Genomic DNA, 537 nt, shown 5'->3' with positions numbered 1-537 from the left:
TTCTGGCGGATCCCGCACCGCGCCGGCGTCGACCCCGCACCCCGCCGGGCCGACACCTCCTGGCGCACGTTCCTGCGCGCCCAGGCCTCCGGCCTGCTGGCCTGCGACTTCTTCACGGTGGACACCGTGTTCCTGCAACGGATCTACGTGTTCTTCGTCGTCGAACACGCCACCCGCCACGTTCATGTTCTCGGGGTCACCAAGCATCCAACCGCGGCCTGGGTCACCCAACGTGCACGGAACCTGCTGATGGACCTCGAGGAACGTGGCCACCGGTTCCGGTTCCCCCTCCGTGACCGCGACACGAAATTCACGGCTTCCTTCGACGCCGTCTTCACCGGAGCCGGCATCGACGTGGTACGCACACCACCACAAGCCCCGCAGGCGAACACGATCGCGGAACGCCGGATCGGCACCGCCCGCCGCGAATGCACCGACAGGCCGCTGATCATCTCCGAACGGCACCTGACCTCGGTCCTCGACAGCTACGCGAAGCATTTCAACACCCACCGACCCCACCGCTCCCTCCGCCAGCAC

At 67.2% G+C, this 537-nt stretch carries 1 protein-coding gene; it reads left to right on the top strand.

The annotated features are described in order from the left end of the window. The coding region (locus FMEAI12_RS29310; RefSeq protein WP_235014758.1) for an integrase core domain-containing protein at positions 1–537 on the top strand (537 nt) is incomplete at both ends.

The organism is Parafrankia sp. Ea1.12 (assembly GCF_900465275.1).
Lineage (GTDB): Bacteria > Actinomycetota > Actinomycetes > Frankiales > Frankiaceae > Parafrankia > Parafrankia soli.
Note: the sequence above shows the minus strand (reverse complement) of the source record. Positions and strands in the feature narration are given on the sequence as shown.